This is a genomic window from Pseudomonas sp. Root329, from assembly GCF_001424925.1.
GTDB classification, from domain to species: Bacteria; Pseudomonadota; Gammaproteobacteria; order Pseudomonadales; family Pseudomonadaceae; genus Aquipseudomonas; species Aquipseudomonas arabinosi.
In genome coordinates this window covers 82,822-104,246 of sequence record NZ_LMCV01000050.1, presented here as the reverse complement: position 1 = coordinate 104,246, position 21,425 = coordinate 82,822, and the positions used below count along the sequence as shown (strand labels likewise).

Annotated in this window: 13 protein-coding genes; 8 read left to right on the top strand and 5 right to left on the bottom strand. The window is 58.2% G+C overall.

Annotated features, from left to right (window positions below; genetic code table 11):
- Positions 1-52: 52 nt before the first annotated feature.
- The 3 genes from ASC74_RS29100 to ASC74_RS29090 are packed head-to-tail and all read right to left on the bottom strand — an operon-like array spanning position 53 to position 3,076.
- Positions 53-778 (bottom strand): cobalt-precorrin-6A reductase, encoded by a 726-nt coding sequence (locus tag ASC74_RS29100; RefSeq protein ID WP_056746256.1) that lies wholly within the window; start codon positions 776-778, stop codon positions 53-55.
- Positions 775-1,872, bottom strand: a complete 1,098-nt coding sequence (locus ASC74_RS29095) for a cobalt-precorrin-5B (C(1))-methyltransferase (RefSeq protein ID WP_056746254.1) — start codon at positions 1,870-1,872, stop codon at positions 775-777. Before ASC74_RS29095 ends, ASC74_RS29100 begins: the two co-directional genes overlap by 4 nt.
- Positions 1,865-3,076: a bifunctional cobalt-precorrin-7 (C(5))-methyltransferase/cobalt-precorrin-6B (C(15))-methyltransferase gene (locus ASC74_RS29090; RefSeq protein WP_056746252.1), complete on the bottom strand. Its 1,212-nt coding sequence runs from the start codon at positions 3,074-3,076 to the stop codon at positions 1,865-1,867. Before ASC74_RS29090 ends, ASC74_RS29095 begins: the two co-directional genes overlap by 8 nt.
- A gap of 250 nt (positions 3,077-3,326) precedes the next feature.
- On the opposite strand from ASC74_RS29090, the gene ASC74_RS29080 reads away from it, so the two are divergent.
- The 6 genes from ASC74_RS29080 to ASC74_RS29055 all read left to right on the top strand — a co-directional run bounded on the left by ASC74_RS29080 (position 3,327) and on the right by ASC74_RS29055 (position 16,081).
- Complete coding sequence (locus tag ASC74_RS29080; RefSeq protein ID WP_056746247.1) at positions 3,327-3,980, top strand: hypothetical protein; 654 nt, start codon at positions 3,327-3,329, stop codon at positions 3,978-3,980.
- A 155-nt stretch (positions 3,981-4,135) separates the two neighbouring features.
- The gene (cobG, locus tag ASC74_RS29075) at positions 4,136-5,443 is read left to right on the top strand and encodes a precorrin-3B synthase (RefSeq protein ID WP_056746245.1); all 1,308 of its coding nucleotides are present in this window, start codon (positions 4,136-4,138) and stop codon (positions 5,441-5,443) included.
- A complete protein-coding gene (locus ASC74_RS29070) occupies positions 5,436-6,062 on the top strand; it encodes a precorrin-8X methylmutase (RefSeq protein WP_056746243.1) in 627 nt (208 codons plus the stop codon). Before cobG ends, ASC74_RS29070 begins: the two co-directional genes overlap by 8 nt.
- Positions 6,062-6,793 carry a precorrin-2 C(20)-methyltransferase gene (locus ASC74_RS29065; protein WP_046044764.1) on the top strand — a complete coding sequence of 244 codons (732 nt, stop codon included), beginning with the start codon at positions 6,062-6,064 and terminating at the stop codon, positions 6,791-6,793. Before ASC74_RS29070 ends, ASC74_RS29065 begins: the two co-directional genes overlap by 1 nt.
- Positions 6,793-8,496, top strand: coding sequence for a precorrin-3B C(17)-methyltransferase (gene cobJ, locus ASC74_RS29060; RefSeq protein ID WP_056746241.1), 1,704 nt, complete (start codon positions 6,793-6,795; stop codon positions 8,494-8,496). The genes ASC74_RS29065 and cobJ overlap by 1 nt, the downstream gene beginning before the upstream one ends.
- A gap of 508 nt (positions 8,497-9,004) precedes the next feature.
- Positions 9,005-16,081: a TcdA/TcdB pore-forming domain-containing protein gene (locus ASC74_RS29055; protein WP_056746239.1), complete on the top strand. Its 7,077-nt coding sequence runs from the start codon at positions 9,005-9,007 to the stop codon at positions 16,079-16,081.
- Between the two features lie 91 nt (positions 16,082-16,172).
- Here the strand turns inward: ASC74_RS29055 and ASC74_RS29050 are convergent, their stop codons facing one another.
- Positions 16,173-16,769 carry a MarC family protein gene (locus tag ASC74_RS29050; RefSeq protein ID WP_007937197.1) on the bottom strand — a complete coding sequence of 199 codons (597 nt, stop codon included), beginning with the start codon at positions 16,767-16,769 and terminating at the stop codon, positions 16,173-16,175.
- A 254-nt stretch (positions 16,770-17,023) separates the two neighbouring features.
- Between ASC74_RS29050 and ASC74_RS29045 the strand changes: the two genes are divergently transcribed.
- Entirely contained in the window at positions 17,024-17,812 is a 789-nt protein-coding gene (locus ASC74_RS29045) for a hypothetical protein (RefSeq protein WP_056746238.1), read from the top strand.
- Between the two features lie 57 nt (positions 17,813-17,869).
- Positions 17,870-18,574, top strand: coding sequence for a hypothetical protein (locus ASC74_RS29040; RefSeq protein ID WP_056746236.1), 705 nt, complete (start codon positions 17,870-17,872; stop codon positions 18,572-18,574).
- 22 nt (positions 18,575-18,596) lie between these two features.
- Here the strand turns inward: ASC74_RS29040 and ASC74_RS29035 are convergent, their stop codons facing one another.
- Positions 18,597-21,371 (bottom strand): hybrid sensor histidine kinase/response regulator, encoded by a 2,775-nt coding sequence (locus ASC74_RS29035; protein ID WP_056746234.1) that lies wholly within the window; start codon positions 21,369-21,371, stop codon positions 18,597-18,599.
- Between the last annotated feature and the right edge of the window lie 54 nt (positions 21,372-21,425).

The following is a 21,425-nucleotide window of genomic DNA, read 5'->3' as shown; positions in this document are numbered from 1 at the left end:
GGCCCTGAAGGTAACAAATAGGTTACTGTTCATGCAAGCCGATGATCCTGCCTTACTGAGCAAAGGTCGCCAACGCATCAAGTGTTTCTTCAAGCGTCACAAACTCCCGATCAACCCCCGGCAACACCGGCCGCTGCAAAACGATCACCGGCACTCCTCGCTCCCGTGCCACTTCCAGCTTCGGCTCGGTCGCGGTGCTGCCGCTGTTCTTGCTGATCAGTACATCAATCTGCCGACGTTCGAACAGTTCACGTTCATCCTCGATCAGAAACGGTCCACGCGCGCCGATGACTTCGCAGCGTTCGTTGCCGGGGTAAACGTCCAGGGCGCGCAGGGTCCAGAATTGTTCTGATGGTATTTCGTGCAGATGCTGCAACGGTTCACGGCCAAGGGTGAACAGCGGTCGCCGGAACGGTTCCAACGCTTCGATCAACTCGGCCCAGTCGCTGACATCTCGCCAGTCATCCCCAGCCTGTGGTTGCCAGGCCGGGCGCCTTAACGCCCAGCAGGCAATACCGCTCAACCGCGCAGCGATGGCGGCGTTCTGGCTGATTTGTGCGGCGTAGGGATGGGTGGCGTCCAGCAGCAGATCGATCCCTTCATCGCGAATGAACTGCGCCAGACCTTCAGCACCGCCGTAACCGCCAACGCGAACCTGACAGATCAGGTCTGTCGGCACACGCCCGACGCCGGCCAGGCTATAGATGTGTTCCGGGCCCAGGGTTCGAGCGATGGCCAAGGCTTCCGTCACGCCACCCAGCAACAACACGCGCTTCATTGAAAAGCTCCCGCATGGCCAACAATCCCGCCCTGGCGATCGATGGCAAATACTTCAACCTGAACCTGCGCCGGCACCACGCTGCGGGCAAAGTCCAACGCGTGCTGACACACCGCATCACCCAGGGCGATGCCCGCCGCACTGGCCATCGCCAAGGCTTGCTGACTGGTGTTGGCCTCGCGAATCCCTTGCTGCAATACCTCATCGGCGCCAATCGCCGCCGCCCACTCGGCCAGTTGCGGCAGGTCGATGCTCGAATGTCGGCTGTGCAAATCCATATGCCCGGCCGCCAGTTTGCTGATTTTGCCGAAACCACCGCAGAGGCTGAGTTTATCCACAGGCACTTTGCGCAGATGTTTGAGCACGGCGCCGACGAAGTCGCCCATTTCGATCAGGGCGATTTCCGGCAGGTCGTAGACCCGGCGCATGGTGTCTTCGCTGGCATTGCCGGTGCAGGCGGCAATGTGCAAGTAGCCGTTGGTTTTTGCGACGTCGATGCCCTGATGGATCGAGGCGATGTAGGCCGCACAGGAAAACGGCCGGACGATGCCGCTGGTGCCGAGAATCGACAAACCGCCAAGAATCCCCAGGCGCGGGTTCATGGTTTTCAAGGCCAGCGCTTCACCGCCTTCGACGTTCACCGTGACGTCGAAACCGCCGCGGTAATCGAGTTCTTCGGCCAGCAGGGTCAAGTGATCGGTGATCATCTTGCGCGGCACCGGGTTGATCGCGGGTTCGCCGACGCCCAACACCAGCCCCGGCCGGGTCACCGTGCCGACGCCGCGACCGGCATTGAAGCGAATGCCTGGCGCCGTGTTCAGTCGCACCTGGGAATAGAGCAGGGCGCCATGGGTCACGTCCGGATCGTCGCCGGCGTCCTTGATGGTTCCGGCTTCGGCACCATCTTCCAGCAACCGGCAGAACTCCAGACGCATCTGTACCTGCTTGCCTTTGGGTAGGACGATTTCCACTGCGTCCGAATGCGTACCTTCCAGCAACAAACGTGCAGCCGCCAGACTGGTGGCGGTGGCGCAGCTGCCGGTGGTCAGGCCGCTGCGCAACGGTGCGGGTTGTTCGGCGGTTTCGTCACGCATCGAAAGGCTTCGTCACTTCCAGCAAGGTAATCGGCAACGCCTGACGCCAGGTATCGAAGTCTCCCAGCGGTTGGGCTTGAGCGATATGGATGCGCGTCAGTTCCCCGCCGTGCTGCTCGCGCCAGGCCATCAAGGTCATTTCACTTTGTAGCGTGACGGCGTTGGCGATCAGTCGGCCGCCGGGTTTGAGTTGTGCCCAGCAGGTGTCGAGTACGCCTTCGCGAGTGACGCCGCCACCGATGAAAATCGCGTCCGGGCGCTCCAGTCCGTCCAGGGCTTGCGGTGCACTGCCGCGAATCAGTTGCAGACCGGGAACGCCCAAGGCATCACGGTTGTATTCGATCAACTGCTGGCGCCCGTCGTCGGCCTCTATGGCTAAAGCCCGGCAGCTCGGATGGGCGCGCATCCATTCGATGCCGATCGAGCCGCTGCCGGCGCCGACGTCCCACATCAACTCACCGGGCACCGGGGCCAGGCGAGCGAGAGTGATCGCGCGGACATCGCGCTTGGTCAGTTGGCCGTCGTGCTTGAAGGCTGAGTCCGGCAGACCGGCCAATCGGGAAAGGCGCGGCGTATTGGGTTCGGCGATGCACTCGATGGCGATCAGGTTCAGATCGGCGATCACAGGGTTGTTCCAGTCATTGGCGACACCCTCGATGCGTCGTTCGGCTGCACCGCCCAGATGTTCCAGCACGGTGAGGCGACTCGCCCCGAAACCGCGCTCACGCAATAACGTCGCGATCGCGGCCGGGCTCTGACCGTCGTTGCTCAACACCAGCAAGCGAACACCGCTGAACAACTGCGCATTGAGTGCGGCGATGGGACGAGCAACCACCGAAAGCGTGACCACATCCTGCAACGGCCAGCCCATTCGCGCTGCTGCCAGCGAGCAGGAGGAGGGCGCCGGCAGTATCAGCATTTCATCGTTGGGCAGTTTCCGGGCAAGGCTTGCGCCCACGCCAAAGAACATCGGATCGCTGCTGGCCAGTACGCAGACCGGTTCGCCGCGCAGCGCCAAAACCGGATCAAGGGAGAAAGGGCTGGGCCACAACTGCCGCTCGCCACGGATGCACACCGGCAGCAAATCCAGTTGCCGCTGACCGCCAATGATCCGCGAAGCGCGCAGCAGAGCGTGCCGGGCGTTTTTGCCCAGGCCCTTGAAGCCGTCTTCGCCGATTCCCACTACTGTCAGCCAGGAGGCCATGTTGTTCCTCAACCCAATGTTCATGTTCAAAGGCGGCATGATAGCGCGGCTTCTGTCATCTGACGCGGATCTGTGCCCGAGACAGGAGAACTCCGAGTTGCAGACACTTAATGTTGAGGAAAAATTGTTTGTTGAATGGGAGGTTTTGGTAGTTTGGTTTGTGTTTTGGTTGCACGATTTTATAGGTAATAAGTAGGCGGCCAATAGTTGATGTTGGCCGCGACACTATCAAGGATGAAAAGGAACTTATATGGATAATGTGTTAGCTAAAGGTGTCATCGAGCATGATGCGCTGATGATGAATAATGTGCTGCTGACCGGCATTGCCGGCCAGACGATCGCCGACAATAGCTTTGTCAAAAATTGCATTTATCTGGCCCAGCATGGCGCGGATAAAGTCGCAAGGAGCGAGACGCAGCCGGGGCCTTGGTTCGATCGTTACGCCGGTATGTTTTGGTCAATGGATTGGACGCTGGCCGAGCCTGTCGAGTACATTGAACCGCAGTTTTCGGGCAGTTTGAAACAGGCCTGGTTGAACGTTGCACGTCCCTACCTCTCCAGCGCTCAAATAGCTCAGGTTGGAGCCGTACTTGGAAAGCTGGAGAGTGACGCCAAGTTGCTGGCAAAGATGACGGGCTTAAGTGGGAAAATAGTCGGGTTCAACATTGTGCCGGTCAGTTATAAACCCAACGGAGACCTGGTAATGGTGGTCAGTCATGTCAGGTTGATCAAGTTGGGCATCACTACTCCCTACCTTTTCTGGACAATAGACCAGAGCCTGTCTCAATTGGATATCCGGATTCGGCGGTTGGAGATCAAGCGTCGAGACATGGACGTCATTCGACAAAGCGTGGAAGAAGCCACTCGAGCCCTTGCGCTTGAGTTCAGCGAGTACGAGCTCTAATCCACGCAGACCGAAGCATTCTTTTGCTTGATTGATACTTCGGCAGCGTTTCCGACCGGCAGACTTTTCATGCACTCGGGCAAAGCAGGCATAATGGCAGCCCTTCGCCCTTCACGTGCATCCAGTCAGCCGGTCACTCATTGAACGAACGCCCGATGTCCACCGCTTTACGCCCCTCGGCCTGCCCGGGGTTGCTGCGTATCGTCCAGGCGCTGGACGGCGGTATCTGCCGGATCAAACTGAATGGCGGTTCGATCAGTGCGGCTCAGGCCGACGCAGTGGCCAGCGCTGCCGAAAGGTTCGCCGGCGGCGTGATCGAGGCGACCAACCGCGCCAATCTGCAAATTCGCGGGATCGGCAGTGAACATGGCGCCTTGATCGACGGCCTGATGGCAGCAGGGTTGGGCCCAAGCACCGCCGCTGGCGACGATGTGCGCAATCTGATGCTCAGCCCCAGCGCCGGGATCGATCAGCAGATGCTGTTCGACACGCGTCCGTTGGCTGAACAGATCCTCGCCACCTTGCAAAGTCATGAACGCTTCCACGACCTCAGCGCCAAGTTTGCCGTGCAACTGGATGGCGGCGAAGGCTTGGCGATGCTCGAACATTCTCATGACTTGTGGTTGTCCGCCACTGAGCGAGACGGCGAGCTGGTTTTTGCATTCGGTCTGGCAGGGTGTCCCGTGGATACGCCTGCGGGCGCGGTGTCACTGGATCAGGGCCATGCGCTGGTGGTCGCGGTGCTTGAGTTGTTTCTCGACCTGGCGCGTCCCGAGCAGACACGCATGCGGCATCTGCTCGCTGAATGCTCGCTCGACGAATTTCTCTCCCGTCTGGCCGAGCGTGTGCCGCTGATGCCCATCAAGGGTTGGCAGCGCAAAGTAAGTCCGAGTGTCTTGCACATCGGCGCTCATCCACAACGCGACGCCGAGCATGTGTATATAGGCGCAGTGCCGCCGCTGGGCCGTCTCAATCCCGCGATGCTCAGAGGTGCTGCACAACTGGCGCGTGACCACGGCGACGACAGCCTGCGTTTCACACCTTGGCAAAGTCTGTTGTTACCCGGTGTCCATGTCGACGATGTGCTGCAAGTTATCCACAACCTTGAACAACTCGGTCTGCGTTGTTCCGCCGACGATGCCTTGGCGCATCTGATCGCCTGCACCGGCTCGACGGGTTGCGGCAAAGGCCTGGCCGACACCAAGGGCGATGCGCGACAACTGGCGGCGCTGCTGCAACGTCACGGCCAGACACTCAACGTGCATCTGTCCGGCTGCCCGCGTTCCTGCGCGGCCGCGCACATCGCGCCGGTCACGTTGCTGGCGGTTTCTCCCGGTCACTACGATCTCTATTTTCGCGATGCAGCGCAGCCGGGTTTCGGCGCGCGGCACGCACGCAACCTTACTATTGAAGCGGTCGCAGCCTTGCTCGACGCCCGCTCACGGAGCCCCCTTGATGCTTGATTACATCCGCGACGGTCAGGAGATCTATCGCAACTCCTTCGCGATCATTCGTGCCGAGGCCAATCTCGAGCGTATTCCGGCCGATCTGGAGAAACTCGCGGTCCGTGTGATCCACGCCTGCGGCATGGTCGACGCCATCGACGGCCTGCAATTTTCCGAAGGCGCGGGCAAGGCCGGGCGTGAGGCGCTGGCCGCCGGTGCACCGATTCTGTGTGATGCGCGGATGGTCAGTGAAGGTGTGACCCGCACGCGTTTGCCTGCGAACAACGAAGTCATCTGCACCCTGCGCGATGAAAGCGTTCCTGACCTGGCCCGGGAGTTGGGCAACACCCGCTCCGCCGCCGCGCTCGAACTGTGGCGCCCGCACCTGGAAGGCAGCGTGGTGGTGATCGGCAACGCGCCGACCGCGCTGTTTTATCTGCTGGAAATGCTCGATGCCGGCGCGCCAAAACCGGCACTGATCCTTGGCTTCCCGGTGGGTTTCGTCGGCGCCGCCGAATCCAAGGCAGCGCTCGCGGCAGACAGCCGTGGCGTGCCTTTCGTCATCATGCAAGGCCGGCTGGGCGGTAGCGCCATGGCCGCCGCCGCCGTCAATGCCCTCGCCACGGAGATCGAATGATGCAGCAACCTGGACGTTTGATCGGCCTGGGCGTCGGCCCCGGTGATCCGGAACTGATTACCGTCAAAGCCCTGCGCCTGCTGCGCGAATCGCCGGTGGTGGCGTACTTCGTCGCCAAGGGCAAAAAAGGCAACGCCTTCGGCATCATCGAGGCGCATTTGCAGGACGCGCAAACGCTGCTGCCGCTGGTGTATCCGGTGACCACAGAAGCATTGCCAGCGCCGCTGTCGTACGAACAAGTGATCAGCGATTTCTACGATGCGGCCGGCGAAGCACTCGCCGCGCACTTGGACGCTGGCCGTGACGTGGCGGTGATCTGCGAAGGCGATCCGTTCTTCTACGGCTCCTACATGTACCTGCACGATCGACTGGCGGAACGTTATGAAGCCGAAGTCGTGCCGGGCGTTTGCTCAATGCTCGGCGGCGCTTCGGTGCTGGGTGCGCCGCTGGTGTATCGCAATCAGAGTTTGTCGGTTCTGTCGGGTGTATTGCCCGCCGACGATCTCAAGCGTCGTCTGGCCGATGCCGATGCCGCGGTGATCATGAAACTGGGGCGCAACTTCCCCAAGGTCCGTCAGGTGCTCGAAGAACTCGGGCTGGCGGAACGTGCGCTGTACGTTGAACGCGCGACCATGGCCAACCAGAAAATCGTTCCGCTGGATCAGGTCGAGCCGATGTCCTCGCCGTACTTCTCGCTGATCATTGTGCCCGGTGAAAGGTGGCAAGGCTGATGGCCCGTCCAGTTCCGGCGATTGTCATTCTGGGCAATGGCAGCCTCGCGACCGCGCGCAAGATTGCGCAGCTGTACCCTGGCGCATTGATCCATGGCCTGGCCCAACGGGTGGAGGGCGCGGACCGCGTTTATCACGAGTTCGGCGCCACCTTGCGTGAGTTCTATCAGCAGGACACGCCGATCATCGCCTTGTGCGCTGCGGGCATCGTGATCCGAACGCTGGCCCCGCTTCTGCTGGAAAAAGGCGCCGAGCCGCCAGTGCTGGCCGTGGCTGAAGACGGCAGCGCCGTGGTGCCGCTGCTCGGCGGCCTCGGTGGCGTGAACGTCATGGCGCGAGAGATTGCTGCCGGTCTTGAGGTCGCCGCCGCCATTACCACCAGTGGTGAATTGCGCTTCGGCACCTGCCTGCTCAATCCACCCAGCGGTTACGCCCTCGGCGATCTGGAACTGGGCAAGCGCTTCGTCTCGGATTTGCTCGCCGGCCAAAGCGTACGCGTCGAAGGGGCTGCGCCGTGGCTGGCGCACGCGCAGTTGCCGGAAGATCCTCAAGCGCAGCTGTCGATCCATGTCGGTCATGCCGAGCGGACACCGGCAGACAATGAATTGATGATTTACCCGCGCAATGTGTTGGTGGCGGTGAGCGGTGAGGTCGCGGATCTGCCAGGCGCCGTTCGCTCAGCCTTGCATCAGGCGAAGATCGCGGTGCAGTCGGTGGCGTGCCTGTTAGCGAGCGATCTGAACATGGCCAGCACGGCATTGCGCGAAGCGGCACTTGAACTGGGTGTACCTCTGCGGTTTGCGTCGGTCAGCGGCGGCGTTAGCGAGTTGTCCCGCCACACCGTGCCGAACGCTACCATCGTGTCAGCGGATACCGGCATTGCCATCGCGGTAGCCACTCAGCCGCTAAACCCTGCGCAGATCGGCCGTGCACGCGGTCGTCTGGCGGTAATCGGTCTGGGCCCTGGCGCCGCCGAACTGATGGTGCCAGCGGTCAAGGCTGAACTCGCCAGGGCCACCGACGTACTCGGCTACGAAACCTACGTGCGCATGGCCGGGCCGTTCCACGAAGACCAAGTGCTGCATTGCACCGACAACCGCGAAGAGATGCAGCGTGCCCGTCACGCCTTCGAGCTGGCGGCGCAAGGTCGTTCGGTGATTGTGGTTTCATCCGGTGACCCCGGTGTGTTCGCCATGGCGGCGGCGGTGCTTGAAGCGTTGCACGAGTCGAGTGAGCCGAGCTGGCACAGCGTCGATCTGGAAATCCTGCCGGGTGTTTCCGCTTCGCTGGCGACCGCTGCGCAGGCCGGTGCGCCGTTGGGGCATGACTTCTGCGTGATGTCGCTGTCGGACAACCTCAAGCCTTGGGCGATCATCGAGAAGCGCCTGGACCTGGCCGCCGAAGCCGATCTGGCGTTGGCGTTCTACAACCCGATCTCGCGGTCGCGTCCTTGGCAGTTGGGTCGGGCACTGGAGATTGTCGCGCAACACCGCACCGCAGAAACGCCCGTGGTGTTGGGGCGAGACATTGGTCGCCCGGGCCAGACCTTGCGCGTGACTACGCTGGGGCAGTTAACCCCGGATCAGGTCGACATGCGCACCATGGTGTTGATCGGCTCGTCCACCACCTGTGCATTTCCTCGTGCCGAGGGTGGTGAGTGGGTGTATACGCCGCGTTGGTACGGTATCAAGCCTGCCTCCTGAACTGCAGCGGCCCCGCGTGGGCCGTTTTTCACTTAATACATTTCCGTCTGCTGGTTTGGCACTTTCACTTTCACGCTGATGCGTCATTTATTTCACCAGTCGTTGTGGGATTTATGATTCTCGCTACGACGAATTAATACTGTTTTCTGTCGCTGCTTTCTTCCTTTGTGCAGTGTTTTTTTGCAGTCGAAAACTTCGGCGTTGCGCATAAGTCGCAACGCCGCCTGTTTGTTGATGGTCTTGACGATTTTGTTTGTCTAAATGCGCTTATTTAAGTCGGCAATATAAGGTTTTATTTTTTTCAAATTTGATTGTATTGAAATTAATTGAATTTCTTCGGGTTTGAAGTGCGCGCTTTTGCGATTTAGTTTTGTCTCGTGTGAAGTGGTTACTTTGCGTAGTGGTTGGGTCTCGCTCAAAAATACGAAAGGGTTGACGTTGTCGTCGAGCGGTATTTGCGTGGCTGGCTTACAGAACTTAATTGCATGTATTGAAGCTGGAGAGTGTCTTGTCTAATAGTCATTTGGATGTTGCGTATATCGGTGAATATGTAAAGTTCGCAAAACTTTTTAATCTTAAAGATCTTGAGCAAGCGTTAATTTCGCACAAAGGTACCGATGAGTATGACGACGTCTTCAGGTATTACTCAGGCTGCATCGACTTGCTCGATTCGCCCAGGATGCTGGAGCCGCTGGGCCTGTTGAAACAGGCTTTGGCATCTTTTGCCGGGCCTGAGGGTCGACCACGACGAACGCCTGAGTCGCTTCCTCCCAAGAGCGCGCCCCCCGACGTGACAGACATCTACGAACGGCTCGAAGGTTTCGAGGCTCGTTTGTCGAACGGTACGCAGCAGTTGCAAACTCCCAAAACAAACGTTCCTGACAATCTGCACTTCGTCTGGCTCGGCGGTGGTATGGGCGATATCCAGCGCGACTACATCAATATCTGGAAGCAGACACTGGCTGGGCAGGGTTACACCCTCAAACTCTGGTACGACAGCGATGCATTGCTGGCCTACGAAACCAATCGGATTATTGTCGAGGCGGCAAAGGCTGACGCCATGCTTAATGGCGGGAAGGCCAGTAGTACCGCTATTGAGCTAGGCGACAAGTATGAACAGCGGGTCATCGCTCTCAAGCAGCAGATGTTTGCACACATTAATAAAGCGGTAGAGCGAGGAAAGAGCGCCGACAACGCCAGGATCGATCTGTTGGTTCGAGCCTATAGCCAAGATGAAGCACGGTTGAAAGTACTCAGGGAAGAAAACCGCCAGAGTCTGTTGTCATTGAAAGAGCGCGCTATTGTTCTTCGCGATCTCGCCACCGAGGCGACACCGTTGTACTTGCAGGACATCTACGAGCGAGAAATCAGCTTGCGTGGCAACTTTGCTGCCGCCTCCGATATTGTCCGCGCCGAGGCACTGTTCGCCGACGGTGGCAGTTATGCAGACGTGGATAACCTGCCGCCGCTGTTAGAAAAGCTGGGGGGGGTGGATATCAGCCGGTTTGGCTCGGATGCACGCCTGGGTGTTTTGCAGTTGATACTTGACCACCGTCCTGAGTGGATGCCGGGGCGACAGGTTATACGCAGCGAGTACACAAACTACTTCGAGGAAATTCCCCTGGAGCACCGTGAGGCGCTGGAGAATTTTTCCAAGAGCAGCCCTGATATCAGCAGTGTTTTCCGGCGCCCGGAAGAGCGCCAGGTGCGACCGGATGGACTGCGTGCCGTCGCCGAACAAAGCACGTTGAGTAACGCGTTCATGATGGCTCATCCCGGGTCAGCGATGCTCAAGGCTGTTCTTGACCGTTTCAGGCTTAACTATGAGGTGGTTGATGCCACCGCCCGGTTAGCCGTTGAAAGAAAGATCGCGCTTATCGATGCCCATGCAGTCATTGACGTTGCCAAGGAGGTGGTCGAGAAACGGTTCGGGCCCTTGCATGAACTGTCGATGGAGGAAGAAATAGCGCTCAGGTTTTTGGTTGAAGCTGCCGCTACTTACCACAGCGATGGAATCCGTCCACAGAGTGAAGTGACCATTTATCTGACCGGGCCTGCTGCGATGCGCGATGGGCTGGCGGATTACGAGAAGATGCATTTCACCCCACGGGGCGCTGAAACTTCGAGAACTGAAGTCGCCATACCCGCCTTCGCAACCGTCAACCGGGCGACCGAGGAGGAGCTGGATCACTCCTGGAAGGAGAACGAGAGCGACACGGTTCAATGGCTGAATATAGAAAAGCAGCTTTGGGCGGCCAAGAAGTTCAAAGCCCGCTATGCCGGCGATGTCACACAACTGCTCAAGTACCAGCGTATTGATTTCGAAGAAGGCTGGCCGGTCATCGAAGGTCGTCATGTGTTGATCACCGATCTGTTGCAGCAACTGGCCGATGATCTCGGTAAGCCATTTCGCCAGGCAATGAGTCAGCGGCACAACGGCACTGTGACGTTTGAAAAGCCGTTGTCCCTGAGCTTCGATGAGCGGCAAGCGATCATTGCTCAGGACGCCAAGATCCGCGCCCCGGCATCCCTCCTGGACGCAGCGACACAAAATCTGCCGATGGATGAACTGCTGAGCCAGCTCGCCAAAGACCCACTGCTCACCCTGAATCTAAACCCGCTGCAACGTCTGTTGCTGGGTGGCCTGTTGGGGGTCAATGCCCTGGATAACCAGCATTTTGATGCCGCCAGTGCAAAGCTTGAAAACCTTGCCAATACGATGTCGGAGTTGGGAGTCATCCACCGTTACGGGGCCATTGAGCGGGAGTTGTTCAAGCACAGTCGTCCGGCTTTCCTTGCCGGGTTGACGCGTGCTTCCAACCCGCCCGTGGCCTTGTCCGAAACCAGCGTCGAGCTCAAGAAGCAGGCACTCGAACGTCCGCTGACCCTGGCGGAATGGGGGCATTTGGTCGCCAGGATTCAGCACGTGGCGAAGCTCGAATACCGCGACCGTATTGGCGAGCGAATCGGTGAAGTGCTGGAGAGCTTCGATCACGGCAGTTTCAAATTGGTGCCTCAGGACTTGTTGCTCGAAGGATCGGGCGATCGGGTTGCCGGACGCTGTTACCCACTGGCACTGGCCATGGCTGCTGCGCTCCATAAAGGCAGCAACGCGGCAAATACCTTGCGGGAACGCTTTTACCTGGCGGTTACCGAGCCTGAAGCCGGCGACTCAAGGGGGTTTGTGAACATGATCGAGGAGCTGCGTGACGTCCCGGTCAATGAACCAGGCAAGCCATTGATGCGCTCCGATCTGACTCAGATCGTAGCGATGCTGGAAGAAAAAACGACCACGACTACCCTGATGCTCAACTCGGACAACCACTCGATGCTGGTGGCGAAAACGCTTGAGGGGCCGCAGGGCACTTACCTGCTCTACGATCCGAATTTCGGGATCTTCGAGTTTGCGACTGCCGGGGCGTTCAATGAGGCGCTGACGCACTTTTTCATCCGCAAGGAGATGGCCAGGCATTACGCCGCCTTTGGGGATGTGGCACGTCCGACTTTTGACCTGATCGAACTCAACGGCGCAGGGCTGAGCACCATGGTGCTTGCGTCCGGTGCTCAGGTCTCAAGTCTGTTGGCGCCGGGAGCGTTGCCTGAGCAGGCGCCGCGGGTAAGACAACGGCTGGCCAGTGCCCGGGGGCAGTCGTTGGTCAACAATGCGGCGCTGGGCAGTTCATTGCTGGAACTGGACGCGCACTGGTGGGGTGGGCAGATCGCGCAGGCGACACGGCAGTTGCAGGCGCAACACGGGCTGGCGTCGGATTCTGTTGTGTTGTTCGAGACACTGGAGATAACCCCAACAGGGGAATACACAATCAGTCTGGTCAACAGCGATGCCGGGCAGACCATTAAGCGTGTCACCACCAGCGATCACCGGTTCCTGAGAATTAAAAACTTCCTCTCCGAAACCTTCCATTCATTGGCCGCTCGACCGCGTGTGCCGATCAATCCGATTGATCCGACGGACGCCGGCAGCGTTCATACGCTCAATGCCGGTTTCACCATACAGGCCCTGATGAATGCGCTGCGACATCACGAGGGCGCGGCCAGCGGTGGTGACAAGGCCCTGACCACCGCCATTCGCCTGCATGCCTACGTGAACTATGCCCAGTTGGCCCATGGCAACGCAGTGGACGTTATTGGTGTGATCAAACTGGTCCGCCAGGCACTGGACGATGAAAAGCTGATCGCCAGGACCAGCGCGCCGTTAGTGCGCAGGGCGTTGGGGCATATCGCCAATGAAGGGGTCGGTACGGTATTGGGGATGGTGAATGTCGGGTTTGATATTTATCAGCTAAGCCACGCCACCAATGACGTTGAAAGGGCGCAGTTCGGGACGCAGTTGGCCTTTGACTCCGCGAGTGCGATGGTAGGCGCAGCCGGTCTGGGTGCGGCACTGGCTGGCGCGGGTACGGTGGCCGGGGTGTTTGGGGGTGTCGGGGTGATTCTTGGCGGCGTGGCGGTGGGCGTTACGGCGCTGGCCGAAGGCTTTGCGACCATTGCGGAGGAAGCCAAGGAGGTCGCGCTGTTTTTTGATGGGCTTGAAAAGGCGTATATACAAGGCGGCTATTACCTGGACAAGGCGTTGAATGCCTGGATTGCGCAGCCCTTGCTGGTGTTTGCCGATTTGGATTTGCGCGCATCCACCGTCCATTTCGACAGCCCGAAACTGTTCCCGCTCCGGGACCATTTCGGGGTCCCGGATTACGATGTGGATTACACCCGCGCCATCGATATTCGCCAGGGCCTTGGGTTGCCGGGCTCGGCGCATTTCTCACCACAGGCAGGACAAACCATCGTTCTGCCCTGCAGACCCAAGACCTTGTACGGCTACAGATACAAGTTGCTGCCGTTTGTCACGTTTCGTCATGCCGGCGGTTACGACACGGCACGTCGACTGGAGAAAAAGAACGAAGAGGGGCAATGGCAGTTTCTGTTTTCGTTCTACTCGTTTCCCGGTGAGTACGTGGTCAACCGGCTGATCCCGGCCTACCAACCAACGGTATTCAACGTTCGTCTCGATAACGTCGAGCGTTCACTGGCGGTACCTGCGCTGCCGAAGATGTGGCACGGGCTGGTGTCCTACCGGGTAGAAGGCGCAGGTGCTCAATGTTCCATGCTGCTCAATCCCGGGGTGAGCCTTGAACTCGCCGCACCCGGTCACATTGCCATGCAATGGATGCTGCTGGCTCCATGGCTGGTGGAGGCAGACATCCGGATAGAAGCCGGGGGGCGCCTTGTCTCGGGGACATTGGATGTGACGTTCAGTGGCAGTGGCGTTCACCATGTGTTGCTCAAACTGTCGAAAAACAAAATCGTGCTCGTTGATCTTGTTGCCTGCAAGCTTGAAGTGGTCGAAGAAGAGGCCAGTCCGGCCCTCGGGGAACAAGCGTTGCTGGATCACTTCAAGACACTGACCCATGAACATCGCCTCGCTGCGTCTTACACCCCTGTTCGCAACTTCGTGGTGCCGTTCGAAAAACCGGACGAACCCAGGACAGTAACCGCGTATTACGACTCGGCGCTGGATCGTTTTCTGTACATCCGCGACTCGCATGTCCTGATGTCGGATGAGGTGAGATTGGGCGCGGTGGTGGAGGGTTCGGCTTACTTCTATCACCCCGATGATTTCAATATCTGGCAGGTCGATGCGATCACCGGCACGCTGGTTCAGCGCTATCGTTTGCTTATTAGAGATGGCATGGCGATTGTCCGCTTCGAGGCTGTGACCAATGGCGGCATTCAGATCGTGCAGCAGCTCCCTGGAAAGGACGGCCAGCGCGATGAACTGACCTATGTGATCCATGACCGGGCCGTGCTGCTCAGCTCGATCACCCGCGGTCAGGATCCTGCACTGCAGGCTGTTTTGGAGGCTGGCACGCTGACGGATTGGACGCAGGTACTGGGCTACTATCACTTGCAGAAAGTGTCCGCCAATACAGTGAACTGGCGTCCCGGTGCACTGGTTTCGATTTGTTGGCAGATCGATGCCGAGTTGCGGGATCTGGTCTGGGTGCGCAGCAGTGATGGGTTGATTATTCGTGCACCTGTCAGGCGTCACCATGCGCGGGGATGGGCAGACTCGATCAAGGACTTGAATGATCTTGTGCTCATTGCTCCCGCCGGTGTCGAGGGCGACGTGTTCGTTACCTACGACAAACTTCACCAACGCCTCATGTGTCAGCAAAGGTCGATGGTGGAGGGTCGCGCACAATGGGCGTCCAGCAACATCTCCCCCCCTGGGCTGAAAAATGTTGTCGCCGTTGAGCGGGGCTATCTCGCCCTGACCGACTCTGGTCTGTTCTTTAACATTATGCCGGACGGGAATCTGAGACTCGGCGGGCTGACCAAGGACTGGTTCAAGGGAAAAACCCAATGGTGGTCGGCGCTGGAAACGGTTGCGTTGCAATACCCGGTGCCGAGTTTTGCCATCCTGGGTTTGACCGGTTTCAAGGCCGGTTTGTGCGCCTGGTACCTGGATGGTCGGCTGCTGCTCGCTGAAATGGGGCACGGCAAAGAAGTACGGTTGCTGAGTCTTACTCCAGACAATCAGGCCACCTGGCTGTTTGATCTTTCAACCGGCAAGATTGTCCGTCTGGGTTTTATCGATCCAGACCGCTTGAGCACGGCATTTGCTCAGGGAACGAGACTGTTACTGGCTGAGGCATTGCCAGCCCCGACGCAGGAATGGGCGAACTGGACCTTTAGCGACGTAACAGTGGAAGGCTCTGGCCTGAGGGCAACGACGCTTGAAGGTGTGGAGGTGGATTTACAGTACAACGAACCGGTACGGATTACGGGCGTTGACAGCCATTGGGTCGCTGCACTGGAAGGTGAATTGAGTGAGGGCCTGGCGGCGCTGGTGAACGAACATCGATGCGCCGATTTTCTGTCCGTCAAAGACCCTGACTACCAACAATGGTACGTGGTCCGGACCGGACGGTTGATCCGCATTCCGAAGACCGCTGTTGCTGCGCAATTCACGCTCGTCGGCACCCAGCATCAAACCAATATGATGCTGCATGACCGCGGGGATGGTTTTTTGCACACCTATCCGCAAAACAACAGGGTCGGGCCGCTCGACTATGTCCAGCGAAACGCCGAAGTACTGGTGGTCGAGGGGTCGAAAACGCGTACGGACCTGCTCCCGTTGATTGCCGATGATGTCAGCATCCTGGTGCTCAAACTGGGTCAAGGTTCAACGACCTGTCGGCTTACCAGAGCCGCATGGTTGAAACTTGAATCGGTCATTGTCGATTGCCGCTATGCACTCGATCACCCGCCTTCGGTTCCGGGAAAACTGATCTGGGATATCGTGGTTGCGGATCAGTTGTGGGCGAGCCGGGTCGATGAACACTTGGTGATTGTGGATGCGGACAGCGGACACAGTTTGATCTTTCGCGACGTATTCTCGACCGATGTCGTTTTGCAACGGAACGTATTTCTGACGATGAGCGGCTATCATTCTTTAGCGGTGTCAACACTGGTGAGTGCCCTGGTTGCCAGGAAAGGCAGCACGAGCAGTGTGTTGCTCAAAGACATTTTGCCCACCGCAATAGTTGAAAAAATAGAAGGTTGAGTTCTGACAGCCACTGACACATTGAACCTGTTCGATGTGTGAGTGGCTGTCGGCTTTTTTCAGCTTGCGTCGCTAATGACGAAGGTGGGCGTCAAGGAACCAGGTAGCCCTTCACCCCGGTAAAGATGATCTGCGCCGCCAATGCGCAGACGAACAACCCCATCAACCGGCTGACGATCTGCAAGCCCTGGTCACCGAGAATGCGCTCGATGCGGTTGGACAGATAAAGCACTACGCCGACCGTAAAACTGGCCAGGGCAATACTGAGAATGGCCGTGAGTTTGTCGTCCCAATGAGGCTGACTCACGCCCATCACCAGCAAGGCGCCGATGGTGCCGGGGCCGACCGTCAGGGGAATGGTCAGCGGGACGATGGTCACGTCCTGCTGCACGTTGTCGGTCTGCACCGCAGACTTGCCTTGGGCCATGCCCAGCGCCGAGATGAACAACACACTGCCGGCGCCGATGCGGAAGGCGTCCACAGTGATGCCAAAGACACTGAAAATCACCCTCCCGAACAGGTACAGCAAGACGCTGGAGACCAGGGTGGCAGTCGCCACTTTCCAGGCCAGGCGACGTTGTTCCTTGCGCGAATAACCGCGGGTCAGGCTGATGAAGCAGGACAACACGAAGAACGGGCTGTAGAGCACCAGCATCTTCAGGTAAACGCTGAACAACACGTGGAGCATGGTTTCGGCTCGCATCAAGAGAGGGGTGAGGCGAAGTCTATCAGTCGATCAATTGCGTGTGGGTATCGGGTTTCAAAAACCTGATTTGTTAGTTGTCTTTGTTGGTGTGTTATTAACTAAGTAAGTGATATTGGTTGTTATGGTATGACGGGACATGAAGTTACATATTTTGGTTTGTTAGTATTCGCTTGTTTGGTTATTGTTCTCTGGCAAGTTCATGAAGAGCTTGCTTGAATATAAATAAGGAATTTAGTGTGAATAGCCAAGTAATTAGTGAAGAATATATTGCCGCCTGCGTTAAAAGTCTGCAGGGATATGAGCTGGATGATGCGATGACTATTCGCCCTCGTAGTCTGTTGACGGCGGGTGATAAGGTTGAAGAACCTTCGAAAGCCTCTATTGTGGGCGAAGGTGTGTTGTCTTTCAGCAGTGGCCTCAGTGGTGAGAACCGGTCGGATGCGCAGAATGCTTTTCTCTATGCGAGCCTTGTAGCGAACAAAGCATTTCCACAGGAATACCAAGGTAAAGAGTGGTATGAGAAGTTTCGGGAAGTCATGACCAAGGCGGGCTGGACGCCTGTCAGCAAGTACTACAACGACTTGCACATCAGCGGAACCAGTGTTCGCATGGACAAACTGGTGTTGGAGATTCTTGGCTCGGTGGTCGCAGGCCTTGCGCTGCCTGGTCCGGCTACTGCATTGATGCTGAAAGTGGCGGGGGAAGCGATTGCAGCCCTGCAAAAACGCGATACGGCACTGACAGTTTATGAGAGAAATCTGTTGGCGCATGGTGTAGGCGGAATAGCGGCCGGTGCGTGCACTGAACATAATGGCGTAGCCACTTTGGCCCTCGGTGCAGTGCGGTTTTTACGCAGGAACACTTCGACCCAAGTGCTGTTTGTGGATGTGGATACTCGTAGTGTGAAACTGTATCGCGGCGAGACAGTATTTGAAAAAAATAATACGGTCGCCAAAGGCACTCGTGAGATTATTGAAAACAAACTTATCGCTCATTCCGGCAAAATTGCTGACTATGACATCTAATTGATCTGGAAGGGCAGTCGAGTATCGGCTGCCCTTCTTTATGAGCGAGGAACTGATATGAGTTGCGATTATTCAGTGTCGGTCGTGGGTGGGGCTATCGTGATTGTTCCTGAATCTGATGGGCAGGCAGCTCATGATGATTTGGTCAATTCGGTGCTTCTGGCGCAATTGGTTGCCAATAAAAAGGCTGAAAAAGATCCAAAGGCTGATTGGTACAACGCCTATGTGGAAGTTTTAGATGACTTCTGGCTGCGGCAAACAAAGGCACGAGAGGAAAGGCTCATCACCGAGAACAGCGTCGAGTCTGCGATCGAATGGGTTGCCGCTGCGATGTCCAAAGGTGCTCCAGACGAAGGGCTAGCTACTGCCGCAACATTGGCACGGGTGGCGAGTGTGTCGGGCTCTGAACCTGCAATGAATTTGCTGCGCAGTCACGTGCAAAAAACGTCTTTGGATGAGTCGACTGAAATACCTGTGCCGCCCAAGGTTGTGCGTTTGCTTGTGATTCTGGCGCGAACTCCGACCTCGTTCACAAGTGTGTACCTGGAGTTCAAAACCCATCTGGAGATAAGCCCCAATCCTTTGGCGCAGCTGTATCAGGCCGAAGATGTGCAAGGCGCAGTCAGCATGCGTTACGCCCGGGTCTATCTGTCCGAAACCCTCTACGGTCGTGCGCGTAATTCTATCGCCTTGAAGGTCAGGGAAAAGCTTGACGCACATGTTGCGATGTTGAGCCTGAGCGACGGCTCTTCGGGCATCTGATCGAATCGCAATACTGGGCTGCTCAGAAGGTCGAGGCGGTCCGATTTTGCTGATCACGCTGAGCCACCCAATGCTCGATCAAATCACGTAACTGCGACAGCTCGACCGGTTTGGCCATGTGCCCGTCCATGCCGGCCTGACGCGCGCGCTCTTTGTGTTCGGCGAGGATGTGCGCAGTCAACGCCACCACCGGCGTGCGAGTCCGCTGATTACCGACTTCCCAGGCACGCAATTGCTGAGTTGCGGAGAAGCCGTCGAGGATCGGCATTTCGCAGTCCATCAGGACCAGGTCATAACGCTGGGCTTTCATCGCCTGCAAGGCTTCTTCGCCATTGCTGGCGGTATCCGGTTGCAGGTTGAGCTTGCCTAGCATGCCGCGAATCACCTTGGTCGAAATGCTGTTGTCTTCGGCCACCAGGATGCGGAAATCGCTTGGCACCTTCACCGGTAAGGTCGGGCCGGTGGGCAGGTGCTGCGAGATGGAGAGGCCCTTGTTTCGCTGGTTCAGCTCGTCGGCCAACGTCGTCTTGAGGGTATAGCCGGCCACCGGTTTGGCGAGGATGCGTTTGATCCCGGAGTTGCGCGCGATGATCTTGCTGGGCGCATTGCTGATGCCGGTGAGCATGATCAGCAGGATGTCGTGGTTCAGGCTCGGGTCTTCCTTGATCTTGGCCGCCAGTTGCATGCCGGTCATGCCGGGCATGTTCTGGTCCAGCAGGACCACGTCGAAGTAATCGCGTAAGTGAGCCTTGGTCCGCAGCAGCGCCAGCGCTTCCTTGCCGGACGCTACGGCACTGACATTCAGGCCCCAGGCGGTGCACTGTTGCACCAGCACTTTGCGACACGTGTCGTTATCGTCCACCACCAATACCCGTGCACCCTGCAAGGGGCCATCAAGGTCAGACGTCGGGTGTTCGAGGCGGTCAGGGTCCAGCGGCAGGGTCAGCCACAAGGTGCTACCCTGGCTGGTGCCGCTCTTGATCCCGAACTCCCCTTGCATCAAGCGAATCAGCTGACGAGCGATCACCAGCCCCAAGTTGCCTCCCAAACGAGTGGCCGAGAGGAAGTGCTTGCTGTGCAGTTCGGCGTGCATCAATGCGTCGCGCTCTTCGACGTCCATCGGCTCACCGCTGTCCTGCACGGCAATGCGCAAGCGCGGTTTGACACTGCGCTCATCGAGCGCGACGACGATCAGGATTTCGCCTTCGTCGGTTTTCTTCAAGGCGTTTTCCAGCAGGCTCAGCAGGGTCTGGCGCAGGCGAGTCGGGTCACCGCTGATGACGCGCGGCACTTGCGGCTGGATAAAGCTGATCAGCTCGACGTTCTGCTGTTCGGCCTTGGCGCGGAAGATGCTCAGGCAGTCTTCGATCAGTGCGTTGAGGTCGAACTGCACATCGTCCAGTTCGATCTGCCCGGATTCGAGCTTGGAGATGTCGAGAATCTCGTTGATCAGTGTCAGCAGTTCGTTGCCGGCACTGTGGATGGTCTGTACATAGTCGCGCTGCTTGACCGAGAGCGGCGTGCCCAGCAGCAGCTCGGTCATGCCCAGCACGCCATTCATCGGGGTGCGGATTTCGTGGCTGATTTTTGCCAGGAATTCGGCTTTGGCGTTGATCTCTGCATTGCTGGCGGCCAGGTCGCGGCTGACGCTGAAACGGTCTTCGGTGATGCTGCGCTGACGTTCGCTCAAGGCAATGCTCATCAACACGCCGCTGATGCAGATTAACCCCAGCAGCGTCATGATCAAGCCTTGCGGTGCGACCAGGGTCAATCCCAGCAGTGCCGGCAACATGATCAGAGTGCCAATGTTGAACACCACCATCGCTGCGACGAACAGGCGCGCCGGGCGATAACCTTTTTGCCAGTGATAGGCGCTGACGAACAACATGCTCAGGCCTGCCAGCGCGACCAGGGCATAGGTCATGATGTTCAGCGGCAGCGTGTTGACGAATAACAGCAGCAAGCTGCAAACCACGATGAACAGCATGTCCCCCAGCAGCAGCTTGTTCAGTGGGTGCGGGCCGAGTGGGGCGAAGAAGCGATAGGCGAACATCAGGCCGCACGGCGCCGTCAGCAGCAAGGCGAAGTAGGCGCCGGGTGTCTGCACCGCGTGCCAGTTCGGCAGCCAGGGCCCTGCCAGATTCAGCAACAGCAACAGGCTGAGCATCAACAATGCTTCACATCCGGCCAGCCAGAAACTGCTGCGTGAGCGGGTATATGCGTAGCGGACGAGGCTGTACAGGATCAACATCCCGAGGCAACCGAACAACAGTCCGTAGATCAGCGTCTGATTCTGATTGGCCGCGGTCATGACCGCTGACTGCAGGGTGATGTAAGGCCTCAACTGATGGTCGGAGACCAGTCGCAGGTAAACATCGAGAGGTTTTTCGTTTTGCGGCAGTGGCAACATGAAGTCGCTGCTGGGCAGTGGCCGTTCAGCCTGGGGCTGGCCGGTACCGGTGTTCAGTTGCTCGATCAGCGTGTCGCCGTCCAGCACATACAGATTGAGGTGCGACAGGTCGGGCGCGAACACCCGCAGCAACTGTTCATGCTTGCCGGGGGCGAGTCTGAAGCGCAGCCATAACGCGCCATCGGGCTCGGCGGCGGTGAGGCGGTCGAGTTCAATGGGGCTGAATTGATTGGTGTAGCGAGCGGAACGGATGTCGCTGAGCTGCAAGTCGCCCTGTTCGTCGAGCAATACCGCCCAGCCACTGCCTTGCGCGGCCTGGGCCGGGAGCATGCAGAGCAAGGTCAGCAGAGTGACGGTGAAACCTATGGCAATCCTGAGCCAGCGCACGGCGAAATCCCTTCGTAGGTTGATGCCAGAATATAACTATGCGCGGCGCCGGAA

Coding starts and splice junctions, on each gene's coding strand:
- ASC74_RS29100 (WP_056746256.1), bottom strand. CDS start 778: ATGAAGCGCGTGTTGTTGCTGGGTGGCGTGACGGAAGCCTTGGCCATC.
- ASC74_RS29095 (WP_056746254.1), bottom strand. CDS start 1,872: ATGCGTGACGAAACCGCCGAACAACCCGCACCGTTGCGCAGCGGCCTG.
- ASC74_RS29090 (WP_056746252.1), bottom strand. CDS start 3,076: ATGGCCTCCTGGCTGACAGTAGTGGGAATCGGCGAAGACGGCTTCAAG.
- ASC74_RS29080 (WP_056746247.1), top strand. CDS start 3,327: ATGGATAATGTGTTAGCTAAAGGTGTCATCGAGCATGATGCGCTGATG.
- cobG (WP_056746245.1), top strand. CDS start 4,136: ATGTCCACCGCTTTACGCCCCTCGGCCTGCCCGGGGTTGCTGCGTATC.
- ASC74_RS29070 (WP_056746243.1), top strand. CDS start 5,436: ATGCTTGATTACATCCGCGACGGTCAGGAGATCTATCGCAACTCCTTC.
- ASC74_RS29065 (WP_046044764.1), top strand. CDS start 6,062: ATGCAGCAACCTGGACGTTTGATCGGCCTGGGCGTCGGCCCCGGTGAT.
- cobJ (WP_056746241.1), top strand. CDS start 6,793: ATGGCCCGTCCAGTTCCGGCGATTGTCATTCTGGGCAATGGCAGCCTC.
- ASC74_RS29050 (WP_007937197.1), bottom strand. CDS start 16,769: ATGCTCCACGTGTTGTTCAGCGTTTACCTGAAGATGCTGGTGCTCTAC.
- ASC74_RS29040 (WP_056746236.1), top strand. CDS start 17,870: ATGAGTTGCGATTATTCAGTGTCGGTCGTGGGTGGGGCTATCGTGATT.